Here is a 26,399-nt window from a genome sequence, read left to right as displayed (position 1 = left end):
GGCGCATCGATCGCACGACATCGGCACCTCAGCAGCACTTCATCGACACTTCATCGACACTTCACCCACGATCACTACTACGACACACGGGTTTGACTTACATGAAAAAACAGATCTCGTTCATCGCACCGGGACAGACGGCCAAAGCGCTGATCCTCGTGTATCTGACGTTCTCGGTGCCGATCGTGCTGCTCGGCGTGGTGGTCGCGTTCGTGCGCTATGGCTCGGTCGAGCTGAGCACCGTGTTCAGCGCGCTGCTGCTGAACGCGATCCTCGGCTTCGTACTGTTGTGGATCGCGTGCCACGCCTACAACTGGGTCGCGTCGCGCTTCGGTGGTATCGAAATCCATCTGGCCGACGCACCGGAAGAAGCGTAATGCCGGCGACGATCCGCGCCGCCAAGCCCGCGGATACCGGCGCGATCTTCGCGCTCACCTACGAACTCGCGCAGTTCGAGAACCTCACGCACATCTTCGTCGCGACGGAAGATAGCCTGCGCGACGCGCTGTTCGGCGCGCGGCCGTCGATCGAAGCGCTGGTTGCCGAAGACGCGGGGAGCATCGTGGGCTATGCACTGTTCTTCCACAATTTTTCGAGCTTCGCAGGCCGCCGCGGGCTCTATCTCGAAGACGTCTACGTGCAGCCCGCGCAGCGGGGCAGCGGGCTCGGCACCGCGCTTCTGCGACACGTCGCGGCACTGGCGGTGGAGCGGCAATGCGCGCGCTTCGAGTGGACCGTGCTCGACTGGAATCAGCCGGCGATCAGCTTCTATCAGAAGATGGGGGCAACGGTGTTGCCGGACTGGCGCGTCGTGCGCGTGACGGGCGATGCGCTGGCGCGGCTGGCTGCAAGGGCGTGAATTCCAGCGCCTCGCCCCTCATTGCTCATCAGGCTCCACATTCGACAGCGCATCGCCGAGCAACCCGCTCGCCTCGTCTCCCGGTAACGCCTCGACGTCGCGCAGCTTGCGGTTCATCATACGCGTGCGCGTTTCCGCGGCCTCGATCGAACGCGTGACGGTTTCGAGCTGCGCCTTGGTCTTCGCGAGCACGTCGCCGAATTTGCCGAACTCCGTCTTCACCGCGCCGAGTACCTGCCACACCTCGCTCGAACGCTTTTCGATCGCGAGCGTGCGGAAACCCATCTGCAGACTATTGAGCAACGCGGTCAGCGTGGTCGGCCCCGCAATCGTCACGCGATAGTCCCGCTGCAGCAGATCCGTGAGTCCCGGTCGGCGCAGCACTTCCGCATACAGGCCTTCGGTCGGCAGGAACAGCAGCGCGAAGTCGGTCGTATGCGGCGGCGCCACGTACTTCTCCGCGATCGTGCGCGCCTCCGCGCGAATTCGCACTTCGAGCGCGCGCGATGCTTCCTCGACCGCGACCGGATCGGCGCGCTCCTGCGCTTCGATCAGCCGCTCGTAGTCCTCGCGCGGGAATTTGGCGTCGATCGGCAGCCATACCGGCGTATTCGCGCCGCCGGGCTCCGGCCGCCCCGGCAGACGAACCGCGAACTCCACGCGATCGGCGCTCTTCGGCACCGTCGCGACGTTCTTCGCGTATTGATCGACGGTCAGCAGTTGTTCGAGCAAGGCTTCGAGCTGCACTTCGCCCCACGTGCCGCGCGTCTTCACGTTGGTCAGCACGCGCTTCAGATCGCCGACGCCGGCCGCCAGCGTCTGCATTTCACCGAGGCCGCGATGCACCTGTTCGAGCCGGTCGGACACGAGCTTGAACGATTCGCCGAGACGTTGCTCAAGCGTTGCGTGCAGTTTTTCGTCCACGGTGCGGCGCATTTCCTCGAGCCGCGTCGCGTTGTTCGCCTCGATGTCCTTCAGACGCTGCTCGATCGTCGCGCGCACTTCGGCGAAGCGCCGGTCGTTCGCCTCGGTTAGTTGCCCGAGTTGCAGGCTCAGCGTGTCGCCGAACTGCTTCAGCGAGCGGCCCTGCTCGTCGCGCGCCTGCTGCGCCTGCGCCTGCAGGCTGTGACGCACGGCGTCGAGCTGTTGCGCGAAGCCGTCGATCTTGCCGCCCTGCACCGTCGTCATGCTGCTGAACTGCGCGGCGAGCGTCTGCTGAAAATGCGCGAAGCCGCTGCTTTGCTCGGTGCGCGACACGCGCGCGGTCTCGGCGATGTCGTTGCGCAGTTGCCGCTCGAGCCGCTCGGCGGTATGCGCCTGCGCGTCGACGAGGGCATCGACGCGTTCGTTCAGCATCTCGAACTGTTCGCGCTGCTCCGTGCGGTCGTGACCGCGTAGCAGCAAGGCGAGTGCGATCACAAGGGCAACCGCCAGCACCGCGACGGCCGCCACCAGAATCATTGTCATGAACGCGCCTTGCCGATCACGTCGGGGTTGATCGGATTCGGCGGCTGACCGGCGCGCGGTCCCGCACCGAGGCCGGCGATCAGGTTGTCCGCGGCGAGATTCGCCATGGCGCGGCGGGTGGTTTCGGTCGCGCTCGCGATGTGCGGTGTCAGCACGACGTTCGGCACGTTCAGCAGCGCCGGGTGCAGCTGCGGCTCGCCTTCGAACACGTCCAGACCGGCCGCCGCGATGCGCCTGTCACGCAGCGCGTCGGCCAACGCCGCATCGTCGACGATGCCGCCGCGCGCGATGTTCGTGAGCGTTGCGCTCGGCTTCATCAGCGCCAGTTCGGCCGCGCCGATCGTGTGGTGGTTGCTTTTGTTGTACGGCAACACCAGCACGACGTGGTCGGCGCGCCGCAGCAGATCCTCTTTCGACACGTACTCCGCGTTCAGTTCGGCCTCGATTTGCGGCGCGACGCGCGAGCGATTGTGATAGATGACCCGCATGTTGAAGCCCTGCGCGCGCCGCGCGAGCGCCTGACCGATCCGGCCCATGCCGATCACGCCGAGCGTCGAACCGTATAGGTCGCTGCCGAGGAAGCCGTCGTAGCTCCACTTCTGCCAATGTCCGGCGCGCAGCCAGTGCTCCGATTCGGCGATGCGGCGCGCGGCGGCCATCATCAGCGCCCAGCCGAAATCGGCAGTCGATTCGTTCAGCACGTCCGGCGTGTTGGTGCCGAGCACGTTCGCCGCGTTGAACGCGGCCATGTCGAAGTTGTTGTAGCCGACCGCCATGTTCGACACGACGCGCAGACGCGGCGCCGCGGCGAGCACGCCCGCGTCGATCACCTCGCCGGCCGTCAGCGCGCCGTCCTTGTCCGCGAGACGGCGCTTCAGATCGTCGGCGGGCAATACGTCGCCCTCATTCCAGTCGACGTCGAAGTACTGCTTGAGCCGGTCGATCACGTCGGGAAAGATCGAACGGGCAACGAGGATTTTCTGCATTGCAAGTCTCCGTATCGCACGTCGAGGGATTGTCTCTGCGTTGCAGAGTCAGCGTCCAAAAAAGAGCCAGCCGGTCAGCGCCAACAACGGCAGCAGCACCGCGCCGGACCAGCCCAGATACCCAAAAAAGCTCGGCATGCGCACGCCGCGCGATTGCGCGATTGCCTTCACCATGAAGTTCGGCGCGTTGCCGATGTAGGTGTTCGCGCCCATGAACACGGCACCGGCCGAAATCGCCGCGAGCGTGGTCGCGCCGGTGGTCATCAAGGTCTGCGCATCGCCGCCGGCCAGGTTGAAGAACACAAGGTAGGTCGGCGCGTTGTCGAGAAACGAAGATAGCAGGCCGGTCGCCCAGAAGTACATGATGTCGCGCGGCTCGCCTGAGGGATCATTGACCAGATGGACGATGCCCGCGAACGCGCCGGCTTCTCCCGCGCGCAGGATCATGATGACCGGCACGATAGTCACGAAGATGCCGGCGAACAGTTTGGCGACTTCCTCGATCGGCGCCCAGTTGAAGTCATTGCCCGCGCGGGCCGCGCGCGGTGTCCACGCGAGCGATAGCAGCGTGACGACGATCAGCGCGGCGTCGCGCACGATGTTTTGCAACGCGACGTGCGTGCCGAGCACGTCGAATGTGATTTGCGGGCGCCACAGTCCGCTCATCAACACGAGCGCAATCACCGCGGCGAGCAGCACGAAATTGATCTTGCCGTCGATGCCGAGCGGCGCGCCGTCGGGCGTCGGATCGAGGAAAGCCGAACGCGCTTCCTCGCGCTGGTGAAAGTAGTACGAGTCGAGTGCATAGAAAACGGCAAGCAGCAGGCCGCTCACCAACAGCATCGGCGGCGCGAGATGCGTAGTGGTCCAGAAGAAGCTCACGCCTTCGAGAAAACCGAGGAACAGCGGCGGGTCGCCGAGCGGCGACAGCGCGCCACCGACGTTCGCGACGAGGAAGATGAAGAACACGACCACGTGGGTCACGTGGCGGCGATTGTCGTTTGCGCGCAGCAACGGGCGGATCAGCAGCATCGCCGCGCCGGTCGTACCCATCACGCTCGCGAGCAAGGTGCCGAGCGCGAGAATCGCGGTGTTCAGACGCGGTGTGCCATGCAGATTGCCGCGCACGCAGATGCCGCCCGCGACGGTATAGAGCGCGGTCAGCAGAATGATGAACGGGATGTACTCGTCGAGCATGGCATGCGCGAGCGCGCCGAACGCCGCGCTCGCGCCAAAGCTCACGGCAAACGGCACGATGAACGCGAGCGCCCACGCCGCGGCGATCTTGCCGAAGTGGTGGTGCCAGAGGGCTGGCGCGATCAGCGGAACGATCGCGATCGACAGCAGCACGCCCGCGAAGGGCAAGCCCCACAACGCCGACAAGCGCGCGCCGTCGAGCGTCTCAGCCTGCGCGAACGGCGAGCACAGCGCAAGCACCGACGCAACGGCGAGCCACCGGCCCGCGCGGCCGGCCTGCGAATTCATGCCGATACAGGCCGCGCGACGGCTTGCAACCGCACGCACGACAGATACCGCGTGTATCGCGTATGCGCTGGCACGCCGCCGCGCCACGCGTTCAAGCATCCTGCACGACGATCGCATGCACCCGGTAGGGGCCGTGCGCGCCCAGCACGATGGTCTGCTCGATGTCGCCGGTGCGCGATGGTCCCGACACGAAATTGACCGCGCGCGGCAGTTCGCCGCGTTCCTTGCGGATCAGGTCGAACGCCTCTTCATGACCCGCGACGATGCGCGAGCCCGGCACGATCGCAATGTGCGTCTCCGGCAGCAGCCCGGCCGACGCATACGTCTCGGGACCGGACAGCAACACGAGCGTGCCGGTCTCCGCGGTCGCGCAGAAACAGCCGGTGAGACCGACCACGTCATTGTCTTGCGGTTTGCGAAATTCGACGGCGAGGCCGGCTGCGGCCCACGGCAGATCGCGCAGCGTTTGCCACGCGATGGCCTGCAACGGCAAACCGTGTTGCGTCAGATAGCGATGCGCGGCGGCGGGTACATCGGCGAAGGTTTGAACGGTGTCGACAGTACTCGCCATTTTCTGCGCTTCTTCGATGAAGCGCGCGCGCAAATCGGTGGGCATGTCCGGACGCGGACCGGCCGGATGACGCGCGAGATAGTCCGCCGCGGCTTCGCGCTCGGCGGCGCTCGGTTCGGGCTCGCGCCCTTGCGCGGCGCGGATGCGCGCCAGGATGTTGCGGCGGGCAATCGATGTGTCCATGGGCGAAATCCTCGTGTCGACGGCCGTGCGATATGGCGAGGATTATACCGGCCGCCCTCCGCGCGAACACCCTGGCCGAACGGCATATTGCCGCCAGTCGGTAGCGCGGCGACACTGTTCGCCGTGCCTCCCGAACGCGAGCAGATCATGATCAGGCGATGAACCGAAAAGCAGTCCGCGAAGCGCGCTACCTGGCCGCATCTTCTTCCGGCTGCGCGATGCCGAACACCTGGCGCAGATACGCGAGATACGCCTTGTCCTCGCACATGTTCTTGCCCGGCGAGTCCGACAATTTCGCGACCGGCTGACCGTTGCAACGAACCATCTTGATCACGATCTGCAGCGGGTTGTAGCCGAGGTCGTTGGTCAGATTGGTGCCCACGCCGAACGCGAGCTTGCAGCGGCCGCGGAAGCGCTCGTATAGCTGCAGCACCTTCGGGATGTCGAGCGCGTCGGAGAACACGAGGATCTTGGTGCGTGGGTCGCAACGATTCGCCTCGTAGTGTTTGAGCAGGCGCTCGCCCCAGTCGAATGGGTCGCCGGAATCGTGGCGAGCGCCGTCGAACAGCTTGCAAAAGTACATGTCGAAATCGCGCAGGAACGCCTGCATGCCGTACACGTCGGAGAGCGCGATCCCGAGGTCGCCGCGATATTCCTTCGCCCACATCTCGAAGCCGAAGATCTGCGAGTCGCGCAGCCGCGGACCGAGCGCCTGGCAAGCCTGCAGGTACTCGTGCGCCATCGTGCCGAGCGGTGTCAGGCTGTGCTTCATCGCGTAGAAGACGTTGCTCGTGCCGGCGAACTGCTCGCCGAGACCGTCCTTCAGCGTGAGGGTCACTTCCTCGTGCCACTGCTTCGAGAAGCGGCGGCGCGTGCCGTAATCGGCGATCTTGCAGTCGGCGAACTCCGGACGAGCGCCGAGCAGTTGAATCTTGTCGAGCAGACGGCCACGGCCTACGTGATAGTCGGGCGTTTGCTGGGTGTTGCGGAAATAGACTTCGTTGACGATCGCGAGCACCGGAATTTCGAAGAGGATCGTATGCAGCCACGGCCCCTTGATGTCGATGTCGATTTCGCCATTGCCCTTCGGCGACGGCGTGATCGAAATGTACTTCTCGTTCAGATGGAACAACGCGAGGAACTCGATGAAGTCGCCCTTGATAAAGCGCATGCGGCGCAGGTAGTCGAGTTCGTCGTCGGTGAAACGCAGTTCGCAGAGCTTGCGCACTTCGTCGCGAATCTCGTCGATGTACGGCACCAGATCGACATTCGGCGTGCGGCAGCGGAAGCGGTACTCCACGTTGGCGGCGGGGAAGTGATGCAACACCACCTGCATCATCGTGAACTTGTACAGATCGGTATCGAGCAGCGAAGTAATAATCATGATGGTACGAACTGGACCGCTGAAAAAACGAAAAGGGCTCATTGCACCCTTGCCACGGACGCGCTGAGCCGAGCGGCGCGCCAACCCGATGCATGTTACCCGAATGCGTCCGCATCCAGCGTGCCACCGGGCCTTCGCCGCCATTGCGCGGCCGCTCGCGGCACCCCATAAACTAATCACAAAAACATATAAGACTCACGGCCCGATGCTTTATGCGTCTGTTGACGTTACGTTACAATAACTCTTTTGGCGTCCGCGCCCTCCCCGATTCCGCATGCAGGAGCTGCCTGAATGACTCACGTTGTGACCGAAAGCTGCATCAAGTGCCGCTATACCGACTGCGTCGATGTGTGCCCGGTGGACTGCTTTCGCGAAGGTCCCAACTTCCTCGCGATCGATCCCGATGAATGCATCGACTGCGCCGTGTGCGTGGCCGAGTGCCCGGTGAACGCCATCTATGCCGAAGAAGACGTGCCGGGCGACCAGCAGGACTTCGTTGCGCTGAACGCCGACCTGGCGAAAGCGTGGCCGAGCATCACGAAGACCAAGGCACCGCTGCCGGAAGCCGAGGAATTCAAGGATGTGAAGGAAAAGCTCGCGCTGCTCGCGCGCTGAGCGCGGCCGCCTGTCACCTGCCTTGGCCGTTCAGATTCAGTATCAGGATGAACGCCGACGTATTGACAGACGTTTCAGCTGCCTCTACAATTTCGCTTCTCTGCTGTTGTTGTTCTGTTCCTCGATAGCTCAGTCGGTAGAGCGCCGGACTGTTAATCCGTAGGTCCCTGGTTCGAGCCCAGGTCGAGGAGCCAAGAATTGCAAAAGCCCGTTAATCAGACGGGTTTTTTTATGTAGATCAAGTTGTACTGCTGTTCCTCGATAGCTCAGTCGGTAGAGCGCCGGACTGTTAATCCGTAGGTCCCTGGTTCGAGCCCAGGTCGAGGAGCCAAAATTTGAAAGGCCCGCATCCGTGCGGGCCTTTTTGTTTTTTGCGCCCTGATCGACAGTCTCACGCGCGCAGCGGGCCGTTATACGATGGCGGCTTCACGGCGCGCAAGTTTCATCCCGCTCTGGCGCCGGCCCACTCCAGACACTCAACCGGCACGCTCATGAAATCCACCTCGCTACGCATCGCGCTCGCGGCCATCGGCGCCCTGCTGCTTTCTTCGGCGCGCGGCGAAGAAATCGCCAGCGTCAATACGAATTTTCACGTTACCGGCTCCGACCGCGTGGTCGTGGAAGCCTATGACGATCCCATCGTGCAAGGCGTCACCTGCTACGTCTCGCGGGCGCGGACGGGCGGTGTCAAAGGCACGCTCGGCATTGCCGAAGATCCGACCGAGGCTTCGATCGCGTGCCGTCAGATCGGGGAGTTGCATTTCACCGGCCCCGTCAAGCAGAAGGACGACGTGTTCTCGGTCAGCATGTCGCTGATCTTCAAGTCGCTGCACGTGGTGCGCGTGGTCGACACGAAGCGCAACACCCTGGTCTATCTGACCTACAGCGACCGCGTCGTCAGCGGCAGCGCGAAAAACAGCGTGAGCGCCGTGCCAATGCCTACTGGCACGACGATTCCGATCAAGTAAGGGCAAGTCAGGACAAGTACCGGCAATTGGCGGCACCAGCGGCACGCGGCGCGGCGCTGCGCACCCGCCGCCGTCCTCGACAACGACGCGTTAAACTGACCGGTCCAGCTAGACTTTCGTCATGACCGCCACCCCTCGTTTCCGCGATTCCGCCCGCTACTGGCGCACGCCCCTACTGCCCGGCGCGGATCTGCTCACCGCCGAATATCACGATCACGAGTTCGCGCCGCATTGGCACGACGCCTACACGATCCCGGTGATCGTCGCAGGTGCGGAATGCTATCGATATAGCGGCGAGCACCATGTCGCCGAAGCGGGCAGCGTGCCGGTCATCAATCCGGGCGAGTTGCATACGGGGTCGAAGGCGGTCGAGGCGGGCTGGCGGTATCGCGTGATGTATGCGCCGGTCGAGTTCCTCTGCGCGCTGGCCGACGAAGTCGCCGGCAAGCCGCAGGCCCTACCGTGGTTCGCGCCCGGCGTGATCCGCGATTCCGATCTCGCGACGCGGCTCGCGCACGCCCACCGCCTGCTCGAAGCCGGCGACGACGCGCTCGCCGCCGAAGCCGCGATGCTCGACGCGCTGTCCACGTTGCTGGTCCGCTATGCGCGGACGCGCCCCGCCACCGCGCGCGTCGCCACCGACGACACCCGCGTCGCACTGATGCAGGAGCGTCTGACCGGCGACCTCGTCGAACCGGTGACGCTCGCCGAGGTCGCGAAGACAGCGGGTCTGTCGCCGTTCCACGCGGCGCGGCTATTCACCCGATCGACCGGCCTGCCGCCCCACGCATGGCGCAATCAGGTGCGCCTGCAGCGCGCGCTCGCGCCGTTGCGCGCCGGCGTCCCAGTGACCGACGTCGCCGCCGCGAGCGGCTTCACCGATCAGAGCCATTTCACGCGGCATTTCCGGCGCATGTTCGGCGTGCCGCCGGGCCAATGGCAAGGAACGCAGCGCGGTTCGTAACGCGATGCGGCACCGCCGGCGCCTGCACCGCGCGCCGTGAGCGTGCCGCCGCAATCCGTCAGCTCGTCGTCAGCCATCCCCCGCTACACCGTAGCACCCCATCAGCAATCCGCCGCAAGATCGTACAAGTCCGAACGCCGGTCAGTCGCTATGCTTCCGAAATCAAGGAGGCTTAGATTGACCGATTCCACCCAAGGCCAGCCCACCCGGGGCGGCCATCTCAAAGAATTCGCCGCCGGCGCGCGCGACATCATCCCGATGATGGTCGGCGCCGCGCCGTTCGGCGTCATTTTCGGCACGCTCGTGACCTCCAGCCCGCTGCATCTGTGGCACGGCCAGTTGATGTCGCTCGTCGTTTTCGCGGGCTCCGCGCAGTTCATCGCGCTCGGGCTGATCGCCGGGCATGCGAGCTTCGCCGTGATCTGGGCGACCACGCTCGTCGTCAATCTGCGTCACGTGCTGTATAGCGCGACGCTCGCGCCGCACGTCGCGCATCTGCCGAGGCGCTGGCGTTTGGCGCTCGGCGCGCTGCTCACCGACGAAGTCTTCGCGGTGGCGTGGGAGCACTACCGGCATCGCGAGCCGGGAACGGTCGGCCCGTACTACTTCTTCGGCGCCGGCGTCGCGATGTATCTGAACTGGCAGCTATGGACCGTCGCCGGCCTGCTGTTCGGCGCGGCCTTCCCCGGCCTGCAGTCGCTCGGTCTCGACTTTGCGATGGTTGCGACGTTCATTGCGATCGTCGTGCCGCAACTGGTCGCGCTGCGCTATATCGCGGCGGCTGTCACCGCCGGCACGCTGGCGTTTTTCTGGCAGGCGTGGCCGTACAAGCTCGGCCTGCTCGGCGCGGTGTTCGCGGGAGTCGCGGTCGGCGTGCTGCTGTCGATGTCGCGTCTGAACCTGCGTGGCGCGCGCCGTCCCGTGGAGGCCACGCGATGAACTACGTCGTTCTGATCGTCGGCATGGCCGCGATTACGTGGTTGATCCGCGCGGCCGTGTTCGTGCTCGGCGACCGGCTCGTGTTCCCGCCGCTTCTGCGCACCGCGCTTAGCTTCGTGCCGGTCACCGTGCTGACCGCGATCATCGTCCCGATGGCCGTGTCGCCGCACGGCAACAACGCCGAGCTGACCTGGCGCAATCCGCAGCTGGTCGGCGCGCTCGCCGCGATCGTCGTTAGCGCGCTGACGCGCCGGCCGCTGCTGACGATCGCAGTCGGTCTAAGCGTGTTCTTTATCTGGCAGTGCGTGGTGCTGAAGTAAGCGCGCCCTGTCTCTACGCTCATCGACTCATCAGCGGTCCGTCGACACCTCGCCGCGTCGCGGGCCGCACCACTCCCCTGCGAGCGACTCCCAGGCGGGCCAGGGCCCGAAGCTTCCCTCCAAAGCGCCCGCGCGTCGCCGGGCAGCCCTCAAGTTTCCCGCCACCCCGCCGATATGCAGTCGAGGTCCGCTCATCGGGAGTCGTCCCGCTGGTTACGCGGCAACAGGCTGGAATCAAGCGCGTCGGCAACCGGCGTCGCGTCGCCTCGGTCCGCGAGCGGCCGGGCGATCTTGCGACGGCGCGCCGCGCGCGGCCGCATTAAACGGGATAACACATGGGTCAAATCACCCTGAAGCTCAAGGACGAGACCGTCGCGTCGCTGCGCAAGGACTTCGAGGCCTTTTTACGGGTCTCGCTGAAGCTCGATCCGCAGTTCGCGACGCCGTCGTTCGAGGATTTCTTGCGCGCGAAGCTGCTCGACAATATGGTGCCGCTCACCGAGCACGCGGTACAGCGGATGCTGCAAGGCGGCCAGTACGCGTGGGCCAAACGCACGCTCGACAAGGAATTCCCGGACGTCGTGTCGATCCTGATGCGGCAGGCGGGCGAGTTCGGCTTCGGTTTCGCGGCGCGCTCGGAATGGACGCCCGAGGAACTCACCAAGCAATGCCGCGACTGGGCCGCCGCAATCGTCAAGGAAGCGGAAGGCGACGCGACGCTGGTGGACCCCCTCGCCTCGCAGATCAAGAGCACCGTGCAGGACATTCAGGCGCTCGAGGAAGTGATGCAGACGCCGGCATGGCGGCTCGTCGAGTCGCTGCGCCAGCGCGTCTACGAGGCGAAGGTCGCGTGCGAGACGAGCGTGGGCAGCACCGCGCGCGAGAAGCTCGGCGAACTGCGTGGGCTGCTGCGGCTAGGCATTTCGCACGGCACGTTCCAGAAGCAGGAAGCGCAGCAGATCATGGAGTATCTGCGGCTCTTGAAGCCGGAGATTTTCGTCGAGGAGCCGTACGACGTGTTCTCGCGGCTCGCGGCATGGCTGCGCAATTTCTTCGTGCCGGCGCCTCCAGTCGCGCAGCAACAGCAGCGGCAGTCGCGCTGAGCTTCCACTGACCCGCGCGGCGCACGTCCCTTAGTCGGATCAACGCGCCCCCTGTCCGCGCGTCGATCCCAACGCGCGGTGCTAGCCGCTCAATCCCACATCTTCCTGAGCTTCGCCGCGATCTCGATCTTCGCCTGCGCGGCCGCGGCGAGCCCTGCCGCGCTCGGCGCGCTCGCCACTGGAATGCGCGGCCATGCATAGGCGTCGAACAGCGGCAGCATCGGCGTGGCGATGAAGCGCGTGCGCGACGCCCACACATGGCGGTCGCCCAGATGCGTCTGGTTGTGCACGTAAAAGCGCTGCGGCACGACGATGTGCAGGTCTTCCTTCGAGCGCGTCATCGCCACGTACAGCAGGCGCCGCTCCTCGTCGATTTCCTCCTCGCTGCCGGTGCCGAGATCGGACGGAATGCAGCCGTCGACGCCGTTCAGCACGAACACGTTGCGCCACTCCTGACCCTTCGCCGAATGGATCGTCGACAGGATCAGGTAGTCCTCGTCGATCAGTGGCACGCCGGATTCGTCGCTGGTCGCGTCGGGCGGATCGAGCGTCAACTCGGTCAGGAAGCGTTCTCGCGACGGATACGTACCCGCGATGCTTTCCATCTGCAATAGGTCCGCGTGACGGATCGCGGCGTCCTCGTGGTTGCGCTCCAGATGCGGCTCGTACCAGCGCCGCACCATCTCGAACTCGGCGGGCCACGGCGTTTGCCGGTCGTACACGCTCGACATCAGCTTGACGAACGGGTGCCAGTCTTGCTGCGTGCGCGCGGGCGCCGCAAACGCGGCCAGCACACCGCCCGCGGTCGAGACCGGATCGCCGCCGTCCGCGCGCGCGACGATGTCGTCGAGCACCTTCGCCGCGGTGGCCGGGCCGACGCCCGGCAGCAGTTGCACGACGCGAAAGCCGGCGACGCGATCGCGCGGATTCTCGGCCCAGCGCAGCACCGCGAGCACGTCCTTCACATGGACCGAGTCGAGAAATTTGAGCCCGCCGAACTTGACGAATGGAATGTTGCGGTGGGTGAGCTCGATCTCGAGCGCGGCACTGTGATGCGCAGCGCGAAACAATACCGCCTGCGACTTCAGCTTCACGCCCTGCTCGCGCGCCTCGAGCACCTGCTCGACGACGTAGCGAGCTTGCGCGGCATCGTCGGCGACCGTGACGAGGCGCGGGCGCTGCGCCGACGCCTTGTCGGTCCACAGATTCTTGGTGTAGCGCTCGCTCGCGAGTTCGATCACCGCGTTCGACGCGGCGAGAATCGGCTCGGTCGAGCGATAGTTGCGCTCGAGCGTGACCTGCCTGGCGGGCGGCTCGAACTGCGTGGGGAAGTCGAGGATATTGCGCACCGTCGCGCCGCGAAACGAATAGATGGACTGCGCGTCGTCGCCGACCACGGTCAGGCCACGACCGTCCGGCTTCATGGCGAGCAGGATCGACGCCTGCAGGCGGTTGGTGTCCTGGTATTCGTCGACCAGAACATGATCGAAACGCGCCGACAGATCGGCCGCGATGCGGGGCTCGGCGGCCATGTGCGACCAGTAGAGCAGCAGATCGTCGTAGTCGAGCACGCTCTGCTTCTGTTTGGCGTCGACGTATGCGGCGAACAGCCGGCGCAGATCGTCCTCCCACTCGCGACACCACGGAAACGCGCGGTCCAATACCTGGCCGAGCGACGCGCCGGTGTTGACGACACGCGAGTAGATCGCGAAGCAGGTGCCCTTCGCCGGAAACCGCCGCTCCTTCGCGGACAGTCCAAGCTCGTGGCGCACGAGATTCATCAGGTCGGCGGAGTCTTCGCGGTCGTTGATCGTGAACGCGGGCGCGAGGCCGATCAGATCCGCGTATTCGCGCAACAGCCGCGCGCCGACACTATGGAAGGTACCCGCCCACGTGAGCCCTTGCGAGAGCGCGGCGCGTGCGCCGACGGTAGCGGCCGCGGCGCCCGCGATGCGGGTCACGCGGCGGGTCATTTCGAGCGCCGCGCGGCGCGAGAAGGTCAACAGCAGGATGCGCTGCGGATCGGCGCCCTTCACCACCAGATTGGCGACGCGGTGAGCGAGCGTGTTGGTCTTGCCGGAGCCGGCGCCCGCGATCACGAGCAGCGCGCCGGGCAGCGCGTCCGGCGTGTCGGTCCCGTATTCGACGGCTTCGCGTTGGGCGTCGTTGAGCTTCGCTAGCCAGGCGGCGGTATCGAACGACGGAGTGGATTCGGCGACGGTGGACACTGATCGGTTTCGCGGGTTGGATGGATTTTCAGGATGCGACGCATACTGTATATCCATACAACCTCATGCGACAAGCGCCCCTTTTTTCGGGCGCCTATCCACCGGTCTACGACGCGCACTACTGTTTCTTCGCGTCCTTCAGGTTGGCAGTAGCGCTGGCCTTGTCGGCGTCGGCCTGCGCGTCGGCTTTGGTCTTGTCCGCTTTCGCCTGGGCGACCGCGGCTTTCTTGTCGGCCTTCGCCTGTTCTTTCGCGGCCTTTTTGTCCGCATGCGTGGGGGGCGCCGCGGCCGGGTCTGTCGTCTGCGCGAATACCGCCGACGACAGACAACCCGCCATCAGCGCGGCGTAAATGCAGTTTCGGGTGGAACGGTTGATGTTCATCTCAAATCTCCCTGAAGTACCTCTTGCCAAGCGACAGACGCCCGCGGCGCGCGAGCCTCACAGACCCGCGCGGCGCGGCATCCAGCAGGGCTTAGTGCTTGACGTCCGCGCCGTCGCCCTGCGCCGCAGCCTGCCCTTCCATGTTCATCTTCATTTCGTTATTGGCGGTCTGTTTGTCCGCCTTCTGGTTCAGCTTCGCGCCGCGCATCTGCTTCTTGTACTGGTCCTTCGCGGCCTTCTGCTCCGCCTTCAATTCCGCTTTCGAGGACTTCCTGGCCGCGCGATACTCGGCGTTGGCCTTCGCGTCGGCGTCGCGCTTCTGCACGAGCGGGTCGGTGGAGCCCGAAGCCGTCAAACGGGCCGGCGGCGGCGCCTCGACGCCTTGCGCGGCAGGTGCGCCCGGGACTTGCTGCATGCCTTGCGTCGAAGGCGGCGCCTGCATGCGCTGGGCGCCAGCCGCGGACGGCGGCGCCATGTCGGCGGTGCCCTGGCTCTGGATCTGCGCCTGAGCGCCGATGCCTGCTGCCGGCTGCGCGGTCTGCGCGACGGCGGCCGTCGCGGCAAAAGCAGTGAGGGCGGTACCGATCAGGAGCGAACGAATCTGGGTCATGGCTATCCTCTCTGGAGTTGTTGTGACACGGGCGGACTCGCTCGCGTCGTGATGACGGAACGTCGCGCGCGCCTCGTTCGAACTGTGCGTCGCTGGATGGGTGGCCGGGGAGCGATCCCGGAAGCCAGCGGGCTTTGCTGCTGAATTGCACTCTAGGAGTGAAATCCGTCCGGTGCGACCAGCGTTACGGAACGTTTCACTTTCCGACAACTGAATAACATCTACTTTCATTTGCTTGCGCGAAGGGCTCGCTGGATGGCCGCGCCGCCGCTCCGCGTGCGCTTGCTTTATGATGCGAACCCCAACGCGACCCCGCGCCAAAGGTGCAAACGCCATGCCAAACCTCAATTTCACGCTGACCGGCGAGTACGTCGAACTCCACAATCTGCTGAAGATCACGGGTCTCGCGGATAGCGGCGGCTCCGCGAAAATGATGGTTGCCGACGGCGCCGTGATGGTCGATGGCCGGGTCGAGACACGTAAGACCTGCAAGATCCGCGCGGGCCAGGTCGTGCTGCTCGGCGATACGCGAATCGCGGTCCACGAAGGCTGACGGCAGTCCGGAAATTCGCAGAACGGCACGCACCAGAATTGTGCGTCGTCCATCGACAGCGGCCGGAGGAGGCAATAAGCTGTCTGTTTCGACAGGTAAACGACGGACCGGCTCGCCGCCGCGTCGCGGTTGTTCCCGCCCGCTGCCTGACCGCTGCAACGCCCGTCGGAACGCGCCGAGATGCAATGCGGCGCCGTTTGAGCCCGCCTTTCGCTGTTACCACCGCTGTTGCCACTTTTCGCCGTCAGGCATTTGATGACTCAACCCAGCTTCGCCCGCGCCGCCAGCCGGCCGCCGACCCTATCCCGCCACGCGGCCGACACCGCGCGGCTCGCCGCGCCGCTCGCGATCGCGCAACTGTCGCAAATGGCGATGAGCGTCACCGACACGATCCTGCTCGGCTCGCTCGGCCCCGATGCGCTCGCCGCCGGCGGCCTCGGCGCGAACCTCTTTTTCGTCGTCGTCACGCTGCTGCAGGGCGTGCTGACCTCGGTCAGCGTCAGCGTCGCGCACGCGCGCGGCGCGCAGGACGACGGCCGGGTGCCGCATATTTACTGGACCGGTTTCGTGCTGTCGGTGCTGCTGTCGGTGCCGGCGTTCATCCTGCTGTCGTTCGCGTCGAGGATCCTGCTCGCGGTCGGCGAGCCGGGCCTGCTCGCGCACAACATCGGCCGATACGCGGCGGTGTTGCGCTGGGGCGCACCCGCGAGCCTGATCGGCGTCGGCCTGATGCGCTCGTTTCTGCCGGCGATCGGCGCGGCACGGCGCCTGTTGTGGGTGTCGATCGCGAGCGTCGGCGTGAACGGCTTCCTGAACTACGGGCTCATCCACGGCGCGTACGGGCTGCCGCGGCTGGGTTTTCTCGGCTCGGCGGCCGCGACCACGATCACGGTGTGGCTGACCGCGCTCGTGCTGATGGCGCTGCTGCATCTGCGGCCGCGCTTCCGCCATTTCGTCGTCGCGACGCGGCCGAAGCTGCCGTTGATGGGCGAATTGTTCGGCATCGGCTGGCCGGTCGCGATCACCTACGGCGTCGAGTCGACGCTGTTCCTCGCCACTGGCCTGATGGTGGGCCTGCTCGGCGAATCGCAACTGGCCGCGCATCAGATCGCGCTGAACGTCGCATCGGTCGCGTTTATGGTGCCGCTGTCGATCGGCCAGGCGGCCAACGTGCGGGTCGGCTACTGGGCCGGCGCCGGTCAGCCGCTCGCCGCGCGCCACGCGGGCTTCGTCGCGCTCGCGCTCGGCGTCGGCTTCATGTCGATGTCGGGCCTCGTGCTGATCACCGCGCCGCATTGGATCGTCGGCCTGTATCTGCATCTCGACGACCCGGCGAATGCGCCGACCATCGCGCTCGCCAGTTCGCTGCTCGGCGTGGCGGCGATTTTCCAGATCGTCGACGGGATGCAGGCGGTGGGCTCCGGCTGTCTGCGCGGGCTGAAGGACACGCGCGTACCGATGATCGCCGCCGCGTTCGGTTACTGGGTGATCGGTTTTCCGACCGGCTATCTGCTCGCGTTTCACGCCGGCCTCGGCGCGCGCGGCTTGTGGTGGGGGCTCGCCGCAGGCCTCGCGAGCGTCGCGCTGCTGATGACGCTGCGTTTTCACAGGCTGAGCCGGCGGCAGGCGCCGACGGCCGCAACGGCCACGCCGCCCGCGCGCTCGGTTTGAGCGAAGTAGTGGCAAGCCCCACTCCTGAAGCACTCCCTGCAAAAGGTAAAATGGCCGTCACGGCTCGTGAGCGCTATCCCGCGCTCACGCGCCACGAACCGCACCACGGCGCGCCTCACGAAGGCAGGCGCCGGACTGGCATCGCGCGCGCACTCACCATTGCCCGCGTCGCGTGCGGCTTCAATTGGCCGGCCGTCTTTGCCGCGCTTTCGCCACGGCACTTGCCGTAGCCGCTTCACCCGCTTTGGCGCGGCGAACGCCGCAACGCCAGCCGACACCCGGCCGGGCCGCAGCCCCGCTTTCCCGCGATACAACATAACCAAGGACCACCCGCCATGCTTGCCCGCGTCACCCGCCTGTTCCCGCTCTGGGCCGTGCTCGTCTCGGTCGCCGCGTACTTCTCGCCGGCCTCGTTTTCCGGCGTCGCGCCGCACGTCACCACGCTCCTCACAATCATCATGCTGGCGATGGGCGTCACGCTGTCGGCCGGCGATTTCCTGCGCGTGTTCACGCGTCCCGCGCCGGTGATCGCCGGCATCGTGCTGCACTACCTCGTGATGCCGCTCGCCGCATGGGTCATCGCCAAGGCGCTGCGCATGCCGCCCGACCTGACCGCCGGCATGGTGCTGGTCGGCAGCGTCGCGAGCGGCACCGCGTCGAACGTGATGATTTATCTCGCGCGCGGCGACGTCGCGCTGTCGGTGACGATCAGCGCGCTGTCGACGCTCGTCGGCGTGTTCGCGACCCCGCTGCTCACGCGCCTTTACGTCGACGCGTCGATCGTCGTCGACGTGCACGGCATGCTGATGAGCATCCTGCAGATAGTCGCGCTGCCGGTCGTCGTCGGTCTCGTCGTCAATCATCTGTTCGGCAAGCTCGTGCGCAAGATCGAGCCGATCCTGCCGCTCGTGTCGATGGTCGCGATCGTGCTGATCATCGGCGCGGTGGTGGGCGGCACGCAGAAGAGCATCGCGTCGGTGGGCCTCGTCGTGATGGTCGGCGTCATCCTGCACAACGGCATCGGCCTGCTCGGCGGCTACTGGGGCGGCCGTCTGCTCGGTTTCGACGAAGCCGTCTGCCGTACGCTCGCGATCGAAGTGGGCATGCAGAACTCCGGTCTCGCCGCGACGCTCGGCAAGCTCTACTTCACGCCCCTCGCCGCGCTGCCGGGTGCGCTGTTCTCGGTCTGGCACAACCTGTCGGGCTCGCTGCTCGCGGGAGTGTGGGCGGGTCGCCCGGCGAAAGGCTCGACCCATCCCGATGGCGAGCGCGCGCTGCACGCCGAGCGCGTCTGATAGAGCGTCCGCGCGCCGCGGTTGGCATCAGTTGATGGATCACCCAACCGCGGCGCCCTCCCGACCGACGCGCGGCACTCTGCTGCGTTTGCAGACGAACGACGAACACGCGCCCCAATTCCCTTAGAATGGTTTTCTCGACAGCGTGCGCAGGCCTTCGCTGTCGCCACGCGAAAAGCTTGCAAAACAAGGGGAAAAACAGCGTGCAGGGCCAATTCGAACAACATCGGCGGGCCGCGCGCCGCCACTCGATAGTCAGCACGACGAGGCAATTTTTCCTGCTCTGCTGTGCGGCGGCATTTTTGACCGCCTGCGCGACGAAACCGCCCGCCACCGCGTTCGACCGCCAGCTCACACACGCACTTCCCGCCACCGCGGATTCGCCGCTGCGCGAAGCGCTCGCGCCGTTCGAGGCGAAGCATCCGGAGCAGTCGGGCTTTCGCGTGCTGGCGAAGGGCACCGACGCGCTGCAGATGCGCATCGCGCTCGCGCGCGCGGCGACCAAAACCCTCGACATGCAGTACTACATTGCCAACGAGGACACCACCGGCAAGCTGCTGCTCGGCGCCGCGCTGTATGCGGCCGATCACGGCGTGCGCGTGCGCATGCTGATCGACGATCTGAACTTCAAGGACATCGACCGCATCATGGCGGGGCTGAACTCGCACGACAACATCGAGATTCGCGTCTTCAATCCGTTCGGCAGCGCCCAGCAAGGCATGTTCGAGCGCACCACGAACGTGTTCACGCAGATCGGCCACTTCGCGCGCCGCATGCATAACAAGGCGATGATCGCGGACAACCAGCTCGCGATCGTCGGCGGGCGCAATCTTGGCGACGAGTACTTCAGCGCCAGCGAAACGCTGCAGTTCCGCGACATGGACGTGCTCGCGGCGGGCCCGATCGTCGCCGACGTCTCAGCAAGTTTCGACGACTACTGGAACAGCGACCTCGCCTATCCGCTGCGCGCGCTGAACAAGCAGAAATTCAACCAGAAAGAACTCGACCAGACGCGCGACGACCTGCGCCACCACTGGCGCACCAATGCCGATCCGTACAACGCGAAACCACTGAACGCGACGCCGCTCGCCGCGCAGATTACGAGCGAGCAGCTCGGCCTCACGTGGGCGGGTGCGGAATTCAGGGCGGACCTACCGGAGAAAATCGCGCATCCGTCGCCGGACTACGTGAGCCCGCCGCTCGCGCGGCTGCGCGAACTGATGCGCGACGCGCAGCACGACTTCCTGATCGTCTCGCCCTACTTCGTGCCGCACGCGTCGGGCGTGCAGGCGGCCGGCGAGCTCACGCGCCGCGGCATCCGCATCGCAGTGCTGACCAACTCGCTCGCGGCTACCGACGCGGTCGCCGTGCAGGCCGGCTACAGCCCGTTCCGGGTGCCGCTGCTAAAGGCAGGCGTCGAACTGTACGAATTAAGGCCATACCAGGACACGCCGGACGTGGGGCTGGTCGGCTCGCGTTCGCGCGCGAGTTTGCATGCGAAGACTTATGTGATCGACCACCAGATTCTCGTCATCGGCTCGATGAACCTCGACCCCCGCTCGGCCAATCTGAACACCGAGCTCGCACTCGTGATCCACAGCCCCAAACTCGCGAATCAGGTCGCCAGCATCTTCGAGCGTGCCATCCAGCCCGATCACAGCTACCACGTGACGCTCGCCGACGCGGCCCAGCTCGCCTATCTGCGCTCGATCGGCGCGCCACTGTCGCCGCTCGTCTGGACCGACGTCGAGAACGGCCAGACACGCACCTACATTTTCGATCCGCAGGCCGGTTTTTACCGGAATGCGCTAACGGGTCTATTCTCGTTATTGCCTGTCAACTCGGAACTTTGAGAAGCGGAGTCAACCATGACTGAAGACGTACGGATGGAGCGCGACACGTTCGGCGAAATCGCGGTGCCGAATGCCCGCCTGTGGGGCGCGCAGACGCAGCGCTCGCTGCAGAACTTCAAGATTTCGACGGAAAAGCAGTCGCCCGAGCTGATCACCGCGCTCGCGGTGATCAAGCGCGCGGCCGCCGAGGTCAACCTCGGCCTCGGTGTGCTCGACGAGCAGAAGGCCCGCGCGATCATGCAGGCGGCCGACGAGATCATCGACGGCAAACATCCGGACGAATTTCCGCTGGCGGTCTGGCAGACCGGCTCGGGCACGCAGACCAACATGAACCTGAACGAGGTGATTGCCAACCGCGCAAGCGAGCTACTCGGCGGCGAGCGCGGCGAAGCGCGCAAGGTGCATCCGAACGATGACGTGAATCGCGGGCAGTCGTCGAACGATGTGTTTCCGACTGCGATGCATGTGGCTGCCGCGGATGCCATCGTCAAGCATCTGCTGCCCGCGCTGAAGACGTTGCGCGACACGCTGGACGGCAAGGCGAAAGCGTTCGCCGACGTCGTCAAGATCGGCCGCACGCACCTGCAGGACGCGACGCCGCTCACGCTCGGCCAGGAATTCTCGGGCTATGTCGCGCAGCTCGAGCACGGCATCCGGCACGTCGAGTCGGCGTTGCCGCATCTGTACGAGCTTGCGCAGGGCGGCACCGCGGTCGGCACGGGACTGAACGCGCACCCGAAGTTCGCCGACGGCGTCGCCGCCGCGATCGGCAAGCTGACCGGTCTGCCGTTCGTGTCGGCGCCGAACAAGTTCGAGGTGATGGCGGCCGCCGACGCGCTGGTATTCGCGCACGGCGCGCTCAAAACGGTGGCCGCGAGCCTGAACAAGATCGCCAACGACATTCGCTGGCTCGCGAGCGGCCCACGCTGCGGTCTCGGCGAGCTGTCGATCCCCGAAAACGAGCCGGGCAGCTCGATCATGCCGGGCAAGGTCAATCCGACCCAGTCCGAAGCGTTGACGATGCTGTGCGCGCAGGTGTTCGGCAACGACGTCGCCGTGAACATCGGCGGCGCGAGCGGCAACTTCGAGCTCAACGTGTTCCGTCCGATGATCGCGCACAACGTGCTGCAGTCGGTGCGCCTGCTCGCTGACGGCGCGCATAGTTTCAACGACAACTGCGCGGCCGGCATCGAGCCGAATCACGAGCGCATCGATACCTTGCTCAACGAATCGCTGATGCTGGTGACGGCGCTCAATCCGCACATCGGCTACGACAAGGCCGCGCAGATCGCGAAGAAGGCGCACAAGGAAGGCACGACGCTGAAGGCGTCGGCGCTGGCGCTCGGTTATGTCACCGAGCAGCAGTTCGACGAGTGGGTGCGACCCGAGGATATGGTCGGACGCACCGCATGATGATGCGCTGCGCCTAGATCTTTCCCTGCGCGACTTCTTCCGGCTTCAGCTCGATGATAGCGTCGAGCGCTTCCTTCACGTCCATCGCGTACCTGGCGAGGCGTTTCTGCTCCTCGGTCTCTGGCAGGAAGGCGGGCACCGGCACCGGATGGCCGTTCTCGTTGACGGCGACCATTACGACGAGACAGTCGGTGGTCTGCAGCAGTTCGCCGCCCTTCGGGTCGCCCGCGTGCACCGACACGTGGATGTGCATGCTGGTGCGGCCCGTCGCGACGACGCGCGCGCGCAGCTCGACCAGATTGCCGACGAGGATCGGCCGACGGAAACGGATATTGCCGACGCTGACCGTCACGCAATAGCGCCCAGACCATACCGCCGCGCATGCGTAGGCGGTTTCGTCGATCCACTTCATCAGCGCGCCGCCATGCACCTTGCCGCCGAAGTTGACCGAGGTCGGCTCGGCGAGAAAGCGGAAGGTGGTTTCCGAACGGTCCAGCGGTGCGGTGGGAACAGTGCTCATCTTGACTCCGGTCAATCGGATGCATTGAAAGGAGGCGATTATACGAGCGCAATATTGCGCGCGGCGCGGCGTCGATTGGGGGACGCGGCGCGAAGCGCGCCGATGGGCCGACGGTGGGCCTAGTTGTGGACGCTGATCCCTGTGTCGATGGTGCCGTACATGTTGATGCTGCCGCTGCCGGCCGACCCCGAGCCGGCTCCGCCCCCCGCGCAGGCGCTGAACAGCAGAACCGCCGCGGCGACGGCGAGAAGAGTTTTCATCACATCGATTTCCTGCAAGGACAGGCTTCGATTCTAGCCTGTGGCACGCGACGCCGCGCAAACGCGGGCGAGCCGGACACGTCCGTCGCATTGATTGTTCACGCCAAGCTGAAACATCGAATACCCGATGCGCGTAGAGTAGGAATCGTGGCGGCGGTCTTTGCGATTGGACCGCGCTGCCCTTTGCCGCCCATTCAGGAGACGCGCCATGACCGCCCCCTTCTTAGACGACCAGAACCACTTCCCCGGCCTGAGCCGCATCGGCGCGCTACTCGCCGATCCCGGCCGCGCCGCGATGCTGTGGGCGCTAATGGACGGCAGCGCCCGCCCGGCCGGCGAACTGACGATGATCGCGGGGCTGTCGCCATCGGCGGCGAGCGCCCATCTCGGACGGCTCACCGACGGCGGGCTACTCGCGCTCGAAGTGCGCGGCCGGCATCGCTATTTCCGTATCGCGTCGGCGGACATCGCCGCATCGATCGAAGCACTCGCCAACGTCGCGCAGGTCAGCGCGCCACAGCGCTCCGTGCCGCGTCCGGCACGCACCGTGCCACTAGAAATGCGCTATGCGCGCACCTGTTACGACCACATGGCAGGCGAGCTGTCGGTGCGCATGTTCGAGCGCATGCTCGAGCGCGGACTGCTGACGCAAGACGGCGCATCGCTAGAAGCGACCGCGCAGGGCGTCGCCCGCTTCGCCGACTGGGGCATCGACCTGGCCGCGCAGAAGACCCGCCGGCGGCGCTTCGCGTGCACCTGCCTCGACTGGAGCATGCGCCGACCGCATCTGGGCGGCGCTCTCGGGCGCGGCGTTGCTCGATGCGTGGTCGGCGCACGGCTGGGTCGAGCGGACCGAGCGGCCGCGCGTGCTGCGCGTCACGCCGGCTGGCCATCAACAATTCGATGCCTTTCTGGCCGGGTAGACCGTTCACCTGCCGGCGGCCCGACGTCGCGAGACCTTTTGTTACACGCCAGCGAATCCACCTTACAAATGAGCGAGTCTTGAAACATAGGCGGCGGCTACAGTGACTTAACGGACCCGGCCCATTGCCACGTCCGTCGGAGATCAGTCATGACACACGCCAAGCAGCCCGTGCAGCAAGCCGGGATCCGACGCCGGATGAGCGGATATACGCTGATTGCGACCGCCGTCGTTGCACTCGCGGCGCAGAGCGTCCTGGCGCAGCAAGCGACACCCACACCACAAGCCGCGGCGGCCGTCGGGCCGGGCGGCGATCCGTCGGGCGGCGCTCCGTCGGGCGGCGACCCGCCGGGGCGCATCGCGCGGCTAAACTACACGGCCGGAGCCGTGACCACCGAGCCCGCCGGCGCGACCGACTGGTCGTACGCGCAGATCAACCGGCCGCTGACAACCGGCGACCAGCTATGGAACGACCAGAACGCACGCTCCGAGTTGCACATCGGCTCGACCGCGGTGCGCCTCGGCCAGAACACGAGCCTCGACGTGCTCAATCTCGACGACACGACCGCGCAACTGAAAGTCGCGCAAGGCACGCTATCGACGCGCGTGCGCGAGCTCGCGCCGGGGTCGTCGTATGAAATCGACACGCCGAATCTTGCGCTCGGCGTGAATGGTCCAGGCGACTACCGCGTCGACGTCGCGCCGGACGGCAGCAGCACGACCGTCACCGTGCGCAGCGGTAGCGCGATCGCGTACGGCGACGGCGGCCAGGTGCCGGTCGCGGCGGGTCAGCAGATCCGCTTTGCCGGCACCAGCCTGCAGCAGCTCGCCGACAACCGCGCGCCCGCTGTCGACGAGCTCGACCAGTGGGCCGCCAGCCGCGACGCCACCGAAGACCGCTCGCTGTCGGCGCGCTACGTGTCGCGCGACATCCCCGGCTACGAGGACCTCGATGCCAACGGCACATGGCGCGAGACGCCGCAGTACGGCGAAGTGTGGATGCCGAACGCGACGCCGGCCGGCTGGGCGCCGTATCACGACGGCCACTGGGTCTGGCAGGCGCCGTGGGGCTGGACCTGGGTCGACGACCAACCTTGGGGCTTCGCGCCCTACCACTACGGCCGCTGGGCCGAGGTCGACGGCACGTGGGCCTGGGTGCCAGGTCCGCTCGAAGCGGACGCGGCGCCCGTCTATGCGCCGGCGCTGGTCGCATTCGTCGGCGACGACGACGGCGGTGTCGACTGGGGTGTGAACCTGGCGGTCGGCGGGGTCATCGCGGCGGGCGTCGCGTGGTTTCCGCTCGGGCCGGGCGAGCGGTGGCATCCGCATTGGGGCGGTCACGACCGCTGGAGCGCTGGGTACTACAACCGCGTGAACCGCACGACGATCGTCAACGACTACCGCCGCAACGTGAACATCCACAACGCGTACGTGAACTATCGCGTGCCGGGGGGAGTGACGGCCGTGCCGGCGACAGCGTTCGTCCACGGTCAGCCAGTCCGACGCTTTTCGCAGAAGGTCGATCCGGCGCAGTGGCGCAACGCGCGGATCAACCCGGGCGCACCGGGGATCGCGCCGGTGCGCGAAAGCTTCGGGTCGGATCTGCGGCGCGCGAACTACCGGCCACCGGCGAGCGTCGTCGGCCGGCCGGTCGTCGCGACTCGCAATCCCGTCATGCCGGCCGCTTATCACGACGAGCTCGCGCAGCGCTTCGCGCAAAGCGGCGGTCGGGTACCCGGCGGCGGCCAGCCGGTCGTGCGCACCGCAGTGCCGGCGCATATGACCGGCGCACCGAGCGCGCTGCCGATGGCGAACGTGCGGGTCGTGCAATCACACGTGCCGGGACGTCCGCCGGGGATGGCGGCGGGTGCGCCTGGCGCGCCCTGGCGCCCCCAGCGCAATGGTCGGTAACGGGCCGCATGGCGTCGAGCAGGCTGGCCAGCGGTCCGGCGAAGCCGGCGTCGTGGGGCCGCATGGCGAAGCGCCGCAAGCGCGTCCGGGCATGCCGCCGCAGATGGTCGGCAATCCGCGTGCGCCGCAGCCTGGCGAGAGCGGGCTCGCGGGCAATATGGGCCATCCGTCGAATGGTGTGCCGCGGCCGCCGCAAGCAGCCGGTGGGAATTCAGCCAACGCGGCGGCGTACGCACGGCAGCGCGGCGCGCCGCAGGAATGGGGCGCGGTCGGCAGGTCTCAGCCGGCATGGACGCAGCCGCATACCCCGATGGCGCAGCAGGCACCGCGCATGGCGCAGCCGGGCGGCCCGCAACAGCCGAGCTTCGCGCAACACTCTGGTGTGCCCCATCCGCCGGACAACCCGGCCGCGCAGCAACAGGCGCGTGTGCCAAACTGGCATCCGCCTGTGACGCAACAGGCGCCGCGCGCCCTCCCGCCGCAGCAACCGCATCCCGAACCACAAATGCAGCAGGCGCAACAGCCGCGAGTCGAACCGCGTCCGCAGCCGATGCCGCAAGCTCCTCGACCCGAACCGCAATTCCAGCAGGCACAGCAGCCGCACTTCGCGCCGCGTCCGCAGCCGATGCCGCAAGCCCCTCGGCCCGAACCACAGTTCCAGCAGGCGCAGCAGCCGCGAGTCGAACCGCGTCCACAGCCGATGCCGCAGGCGCCTCGGCCCCAACCGCAGTTCCAGCAGGCGCAGCAGCCGCATTTCGAACCGCGTCCGCAGCCGATGCCGCAAGCCCGGCCCGAGCCGCGTCCGCAGATGCAGCAGCCACGCCCCGAATCGCGGCCCCAGCAGGTGCAGCAGCCACGTCCGCAACCCCAGCCGCAACCGCAACATGCCGAGCAGCGCCAGGGCGGCGGCAGTCGCGACGAGCGTCACAAGAGCTGA

The 26,399-nt window shown here is 66.3% G+C and carries 23 protein-coding genes, 2 tRNA genes and 2 pseudogenes; 17 read left to right on the top strand and 10 right to left on the bottom strand.

The genetic code is table 11. The annotated features are described in order from the left end of the window. The first annotated feature begins 101 nt into the window (after positions 1-101). Together OKW44_RS35010 and OKW44_RS35005 are read left to right on the top strand one after the other, a co-directional pair. Positions 102-377, top strand: coding sequence for a hypothetical protein (locus OKW44_RS35010; protein ID WP_008923126.1), 276 nt, complete (start codon positions 102-104; stop codon positions 375-377). Continuing rightward, positions 377-859: a GNAT family N-acetyltransferase gene (locus OKW44_RS35005; protein ID WP_018421300.1), complete on the top strand. Its 483-nt coding sequence runs from the start codon at positions 377-379 to the stop codon at positions 857-859. The genes OKW44_RS35010 and OKW44_RS35005 overlap by 1 nt, the downstream gene beginning before the upstream one ends. A gap of 18 nt (positions 860-877) precedes the next feature. On the opposite strand, the gene OKW44_RS35000 is transcribed toward OKW44_RS35005, so the two are convergent. The 5 genes from OKW44_RS35000 to pncB form a co-directional block, all read right to left on the bottom strand. Continuing rightward, positions 878-2,326: a DNA recombination protein RmuC gene (locus OKW44_RS35000; RefSeq protein ID WP_018421301.1), complete on the bottom strand. Its 1,449-nt coding sequence runs from the start codon at positions 2,324-2,326 to the stop codon at positions 878-880. Continuing rightward, positions 2,323-3,312 (bottom strand): 2-hydroxyacid dehydrogenase, encoded by a 990-nt coding sequence (locus tag OKW44_RS34995; protein ID WP_018421302.1) that lies wholly within the window; start codon positions 3,310-3,312, stop codon positions 2,323-2,325. The genes OKW44_RS35000 and OKW44_RS34995 overlap by 4 nt, the downstream gene beginning before the upstream one ends. Before the next feature lie 48 nt (positions 3,313-3,360). After that, positions 3,361-4,797 carry a sodium:proton antiporter gene (locus tag OKW44_RS34990; RefSeq protein ID WP_026225959.1) on the bottom strand — a complete coding sequence of 479 codons (1,437 nt, stop codon included), beginning with the start codon at positions 4,795-4,797 and terminating at the stop codon, positions 3,361-3,363. A gap of 91 nt (positions 4,798-4,888) precedes the next feature. Beyond that, positions 4,889-5,551 (bottom strand): LutC/YkgG family protein, encoded by a 663-nt coding sequence (locus OKW44_RS34985; protein WP_018421304.1) that lies wholly within the window; start codon positions 5,549-5,551, stop codon positions 4,889-4,891. Between the two features lie 187 nt (positions 5,552-5,738). Further along, the gene (gene pncB, locus OKW44_RS34980) at positions 5,739-6,935 is read right to left on the bottom strand and encodes a nicotinate phosphoribosyltransferase (RefSeq protein ID WP_026225960.1); all 1,197 of its coding nucleotides are present in this window, start codon (positions 6,933-6,935) and stop codon (positions 5,739-5,741) included. Positions 6,936-7,226: 291 nt separating this feature from the next. Here pncB and fdxA point away from each other — a divergent pair, with 291 nt between their 5' ends. The 8 genes from fdxA to OKW44_RS34940 all read left to right on the top strand — a co-directional run bounded on the left by fdxA (position 7,227) and on the right by OKW44_RS34940 (position 11,844). Further along, complete coding sequence (gene fdxA, locus OKW44_RS34975) at positions 7,227-7,550, top strand: ferredoxin FdxA (RefSeq protein ID WP_018421306.1); 324 nt, start codon at positions 7,227-7,229, stop codon at positions 7,548-7,550. Between the two features lie 118 nt (positions 7,551-7,668). Continuing rightward, positions 7,669-7,744, top strand: a tRNA-Asn gene (locus OKW44_RS34970). 61 nt (positions 7,745-7,805) lie between these two features. After that, a tRNA-Asn gene (locus tag OKW44_RS34965) sits at positions 7,806-7,881 on the top strand. 160 nt (positions 7,882-8,041) lie between these two features. Then, a complete protein-coding gene (locus tag OKW44_RS34960; protein ID WP_018421307.1) occupies positions 8,042-8,518 on the top strand; it encodes a CreA family protein in 477 nt (158 codons plus the stop codon). A 121-nt stretch (positions 8,519-8,639) separates the two neighbouring features. Then, positions 8,640-9,482: a helix-turn-helix transcriptional regulator gene (locus OKW44_RS34955; protein ID WP_018421308.1), complete on the top strand. Its 843-nt coding sequence runs from the start codon at positions 8,640-8,642 to the stop codon at positions 9,480-9,482. Between the two features lie 177 nt (positions 9,483-9,659). Next, positions 9,660-10,421 carry an AzlC family ABC transporter permease gene (locus OKW44_RS34950; RefSeq protein ID WP_018421309.1) on the top strand — a complete coding sequence of 254 codons (762 nt, stop codon included), beginning with the start codon at positions 9,660-9,662 and terminating at the stop codon, positions 10,419-10,421. Next, positions 10,418-10,741, top strand: a complete 324-nt coding sequence (locus OKW44_RS34945) for an AzlD domain-containing protein (protein ID WP_018421310.1) — start codon at positions 10,418-10,420, stop codon at positions 10,739-10,741. Before OKW44_RS34950 ends, OKW44_RS34945 begins: the two co-directional genes overlap by 4 nt. 335 nt (positions 10,742-11,076) lie before the next feature. Further along, entirely contained in the window at positions 11,077-11,844 is a 768-nt protein-coding gene (locus OKW44_RS34940; protein ID WP_018421311.1) for a DUF4088 family protein, read from the top strand. Positions 11,845-11,933: 89 nt separating this feature from the next. On the opposite strand, the gene OKW44_RS34935 is transcribed toward OKW44_RS34940, so the two are convergent. From OKW44_RS34935 to OKW44_RS34925, 3 genes are all read right to left on the bottom strand, one after another. Next, a complete protein-coding gene (locus OKW44_RS34935) occupies positions 11,934-14,129 on the bottom strand; it encodes an ATP-dependent helicase (protein WP_035471032.1) in 2,196 nt (731 codons plus the stop codon). Between the two features lie 61 nt (positions 14,130-14,190). After that, complete coding sequence (locus OKW44_RS34930) at positions 14,191-14,454, bottom strand: hypothetical protein (RefSeq protein WP_018421313.1); 264 nt, start codon at positions 14,452-14,454, stop codon at positions 14,191-14,193. A 91-nt stretch (positions 14,455-14,545) separates the two neighbouring features. Next, entirely contained in the window at positions 14,546-15,064 is a 519-nt protein-coding gene (locus OKW44_RS34925; RefSeq protein ID WP_018421314.1) for a hypothetical protein, read from the bottom strand. Positions 15,065-15,398: 334 nt separating this feature from the next. Here OKW44_RS34925 and OKW44_RS34920 point away from each other — a divergent pair, with 334 nt between their 5' ends. From OKW44_RS34920 to fumC, 5 genes are all read left to right on the top strand, one after another. Continuing rightward, positions 15,399-15,617, top strand: a complete 219-nt coding sequence (locus OKW44_RS34920) for an RNA-binding S4 domain-containing protein (protein ID WP_013090085.1) — start codon at positions 15,399-15,401, stop codon at positions 15,615-15,617. A 255-nt stretch (positions 15,618-15,872) separates the two neighbouring features. Next, a complete protein-coding gene (locus OKW44_RS34915; RefSeq protein ID WP_018421315.1) occupies positions 15,873-17,288 on the top strand; it encodes an MATE family efflux transporter in 1,416 nt (471 codons plus the stop codon). 335 nt (positions 17,289-17,623) lie between these two features. Further along, positions 17,624-18,583 carry a ketopantoate/pantoate/pantothenate transporter PanS gene (gene panS, locus OKW44_RS34910; RefSeq protein WP_018421317.1) on the top strand — a complete coding sequence of 320 codons (960 nt, stop codon included), beginning with the start codon at positions 17,624-17,626 and terminating at the stop codon, positions 18,581-18,583. A gap of 128 nt (positions 18,584-18,711) precedes the next feature. Further along, on the top strand, positions 18,712-20,436 hold the full coding sequence (locus OKW44_RS34905) for a phospholipase D family protein (RefSeq protein WP_429412353.1): 1,725 nt from the start codon (positions 18,712-18,714) through the stop codon (positions 20,434-20,436). A gap of 15 nt (positions 20,437-20,451) precedes the next feature. Then, a complete protein-coding gene (fumC, locus tag OKW44_RS34900; protein WP_026225962.1) occupies positions 20,452-21,849 on the top strand; it encodes a class II fumarate hydratase in 1,398 nt (465 codons plus the stop codon). A gap of 13 nt (positions 21,850-21,862) precedes the next feature. Here fumC and OKW44_RS34895 read toward each other — a convergent pair whose 3' ends face one another. Further along, positions 21,863-22,369 (bottom strand): acyl-CoA thioesterase, encoded by a 507-nt coding sequence (locus tag OKW44_RS34895; RefSeq protein WP_018421320.1) that lies wholly within the window; start codon positions 22,367-22,369, stop codon positions 21,863-21,865. A gap of 119 nt (positions 22,370-22,488) precedes the next feature. Beyond that, positions 22,489-22,629: a hypothetical protein gene (locus OKW44_RS34890; protein WP_204357138.1), complete on the bottom strand. Its 141-nt coding sequence runs from the start codon at positions 22,627-22,629 to the stop codon at positions 22,489-22,491. Between the two features lie 208 nt (positions 22,630-22,837). On the opposite strand from OKW44_RS34890, the pseudogene OKW44_RS34885 reads away from it, so the two are divergent. Together OKW44_RS34885 and OKW44_RS34880 are read left to right on the top strand one after the other, a co-directional pair. After that, positions 22,838-23,552: pseudogene (locus OKW44_RS34885) on the top strand (ArsR/SmtB family transcription factor). Positions 23,553-23,701: 149 nt separating this feature from the next. Continuing rightward, positions 23,702-26,399: pseudogene (locus tag OKW44_RS34880) on the top strand (DUF6600 domain-containing protein).

The organism is Paraburkholderia lebeckiae, assembly GCF_050436325.1.
GTDB classification, from domain to species: Bacteria; Pseudomonadota; Gammaproteobacteria; order Burkholderiales; family Burkholderiaceae; genus Paraburkholderia; species Paraburkholderia tuberum.
Note: the sequence above shows the minus strand (reverse complement) of the source record. Positions and strands in the feature narration are given on the sequence as shown.

What these genes read in the sequence shown, in the direction of transcription:
- OKW44_RS34960 (WP_018421307.1), top strand. Translation starts at nt 8,042, where the DNA reads ATGAAATCCACCTCGCTACGCATCGCGCTCGCGGCCATCGGCGCCCTG.
- panS (WP_018421317.1), top strand. Translation starts at nt 17,624, where the DNA reads ATGCTTGCCCGCGTCACCCGCCTGTTCCCGCTCTGGGCCGTGCTCGTC.
- OKW44_RS34935 (WP_035471032.1), bottom strand. Translation starts at nt 14,129, where the DNA reads ATGGATATACAGTATGCGTCGCATCCTGAAAATCCATCCAACCCGCGA.
- OKW44_RS34930 (WP_018421313.1), bottom strand. Translation starts at nt 14,454, where the DNA reads ATGAACATCAACCGTTCCACCCGAAACTGCATTTACGCCGCGCTGATG.
- OKW44_RS34990 (WP_026225959.1), bottom strand. Translation starts at nt 4,797, where the DNA reads ATGAATTCGCAGGCCGGCCGCGCGGGCCGGTGGCTCGCCGTTGCGTCG.
- OKW44_RS34895 (WP_018421320.1), bottom strand. Translation starts at nt 22,369, where the DNA reads ATGAGCACTGTTCCCACCGCACCGCTGGACCGTTCGGAAACCACCTTC.
- fumC (WP_026225962.1), top strand. Translation starts at nt 20,452, where the DNA reads ATGACTGAAGACGTACGGATGGAGCGCGACACGTTCGGCGAAATCGCG.
- OKW44_RS35010 (WP_008923126.1), top strand. Translation starts at nt 102, where the DNA reads ATGAAAAAACAGATCTCGTTCATCGCACCGGGACAGACGGCCAAAGCG.
- OKW44_RS34915 (WP_018421315.1), top strand. Translation starts at nt 15,873, where the DNA reads ATGACTCAACCCAGCTTCGCCCGCGCCGCCAGCCGGCCGCCGACCCTA.
- OKW44_RS35000 (WP_018421301.1), bottom strand. Translation starts at nt 2,326, where the DNA reads ATGACAATGATTCTGGTGGCGGCCGTCGCGGTGCTGGCGGTTGCCCTT.
- OKW44_RS34925 (WP_018421314.1), bottom strand. Translation starts at nt 15,064, where the DNA reads ATGACCCAGATTCGTTCGCTCCTGATCGGTACCGCCCTCACTGCTTTT.
- OKW44_RS34905 (WP_429412353.1), top strand. Translation starts at nt 18,712, where the DNA reads ATGGTTTTCTCGACAGCGTGCGCAGGCCTTCGCTGTCGCCACGCGAAA.
- OKW44_RS34995 (WP_018421302.1), bottom strand. Translation starts at nt 3,312, where the DNA reads ATGCAGAAAATCCTCGTTGCCCGTTCGATCTTTCCCGACGTGATCGAC.
- OKW44_RS34945 (WP_018421310.1), top strand. Translation starts at nt 10,418, where the DNA reads ATGAACTACGTCGTTCTGATCGTCGGCATGGCCGCGATTACGTGGTTG.
- OKW44_RS34940 (WP_018421311.1), top strand. Translation starts at nt 11,077, where the DNA reads ATGGGTCAAATCACCCTGAAGCTCAAGGACGAGACCGTCGCGTCGCTG.
- OKW44_RS34955 (WP_018421308.1), top strand. Translation starts at nt 8,640, where the DNA reads ATGACCGCCACCCCTCGTTTCCGCGATTCCGCCCGCTACTGGCGCACG.
- fdxA (WP_018421306.1), top strand. Translation starts at nt 7,227, where the DNA reads ATGACTCACGTTGTGACCGAAAGCTGCATCAAGTGCCGCTATACCGAC.
- pncB (WP_026225960.1), bottom strand. Translation starts at nt 6,935, where the DNA reads ATGATTATTACTTCGCTGCTCGATACCGATCTGTACAAGTTCACGATG.
- OKW44_RS35005 (WP_018421300.1), top strand. Translation starts at nt 377, where the DNA reads ATGCCGGCGACGATCCGCGCCGCCAAGCCCGCGGATACCGGCGCGATC.
- OKW44_RS34920 (WP_013090085.1), top strand. Translation starts at nt 15,399, where the DNA reads ATGCCAAACCTCAATTTCACGCTGACCGGCGAGTACGTCGAACTCCAC.
- OKW44_RS34985 (WP_018421304.1), bottom strand. Translation starts at nt 5,551, where the DNA reads ATGGACACATCGATTGCCCGCCGCAACATCCTGGCGCGCATCCGCGCC.
- OKW44_RS34890 (WP_204357138.1), bottom strand. Translation starts at nt 22,629, where the DNA reads ATGAAAACTCTTCTCGCCGTCGCCGCGGCGGTTCTGCTGTTCAGCGCC.